The sequence below is a fragment of the Streptomyces sp. NRRL F-5650 genome (assembly GCF_000721365.1).
In the GTDB taxonomy this organism is placed as follows: Bacteria; Actinomycetota; Actinomycetes; order Streptomycetales; family Streptomycetaceae; genus Streptomyces; species Streptomyces ardesiacus.
Window position 1 is genome coordinate 1 of the sequence record NZ_JOGV01000121.1, and the last position, 1535, is coordinate 1535.

1 protein-coding gene is annotated in these 1535 nt (G+C 73.6%); it reads right to left on the reverse strand.

All coding sequences use genetic code 11. From position 1 onward, the window contains the following. On the reverse strand, window positions 1–1535 hold a 1535-nt coding region (locus IG88_RS0137650; protein ID WP_037837558.1), incomplete at both ends, for a beta-ketoacyl reductase.

Genomic DNA, 1535 nt, shown 5'->3' on the forward strand with positions numbered 1-1535 from the left:
CGTTGGACGCACCGTCCTGGTTGACCGCCGAACCCCTGATGACGGCGAGGACGCGGTGACCGTTGCGGCGCGCGTCCGAGAGCCGCTCGACCAGGACCATCCCCGCGCCCTCGGCGACGCCCATGCCGTCGGCCGTGTCGGAGAACGCCTTGCAGCGGCCGTCGTGCGCGAGGCCACGCTGACGGGTGAACTCCGCGAAGATCGTCGGGGTCGCCATCACGGTGACGCCGCCGGCCAGCGCCAGGTCGCACTCGGCACGCTGGAGGGCGCTGACGGCCATGTCCAGCGCGACCAGGGACGAGGAGCAGGCGGTGTCCACGGTCACGGCGGGGCCCTCCAAGCCGAGGGTGTAGGAGACCCGCCCGGTGGCCACACTGCCCGCGTTGCCGTTGCTGAGGAAGCCCGCGACGTCCTCGGGGACGGAGCGCAGGCGCGCCGCGTACTCGTGGTACATCAGGCCGGAGAACACACCGGTCCTGCTGCCGCGCAGCCCGCTCGGGTCGATGCCCGCACGCTCGACGGCCTCCCAGGACAGTTCCAGGAGCATCCGGTGCTGGGGGTCCATGGTCACGGCCTCTCGCGGGGAGATCCCGAAGAAGGAGGCGTCGAAGTCGGCGGCGTCGTGCAGGAATCCGCCCCGGTCCACCAGGGAGGTGCCGGGGCGCTCGCCCGTGGGGTCGAAGAACGCGTCGAGGGCCCAGCCGCGGTCCTTCGGGAAGCCGCTGATGCCCTCACCGCCGTCGGCGAGCAGTTGCCACAGGGCCTCGGGCGAGTCGACGTGGCCGGGGAAGCGGCAGCTCATGCCGACGACGGCGATGGGCTCGTCGTCCGCCAGGACCCGCGCCACCGCGCTGTCCTGCCGCACGGCCGTGCCGGCCAGGAGGCCGTGCAGGTGCGCACCGAGGGCGGCCGGTGTCGGGTGGTCGAACACCAGGGTCGCGGGCAGGCGGGTGCCGGTGATCTCGTTGAGCCGGTTGCGCAACTCCACGGCGGTCAGCGAGTCGAAGCCGAGGTCCTTGAAGCCGCGGTCGACGCGGACCGCGTCGGTGCCGGAGTGGCCGAGGACGGAGGCGACCTGCGCCCGGACGAGGTCGACAAGCATGCTCTCGCGCCCGTCCACGGGCGTTCCCTCGTACTGCGCGCGCCAGCCGCGGCCCGCGGGGCCACCGGCCGTGCGGCGCACGGGGCGGACCAGGGCGCGCAGCAGCGGGGCCACCTGCCGGCCTCCGGCGCGGGCGCGGGACAGGTCGAGACGTACGGGGACCAGGTGCGGGGCGTCGAGGGTCAGCGCATGGTCGAGGAGGGCGAGACCTTCCTCGGTGCCGAGGGCCTGCAGTCCGCCGCGGTCGAGCCGGTCCTTGCCGGTTTCACCGAGGGCGGCGGTGAGTTCGCTGGTCTCCTCCCACAGACCCCACGACAGCGACTGGGCGGGAAGGCCCTCGGCACGCCGACGCACCGCCAACGCGTCCAGGAACACATTGGCCGCCGCGTAGTTCGCCTGCCCCGGCGAACCGAACACACCCGCCACCGAGGAG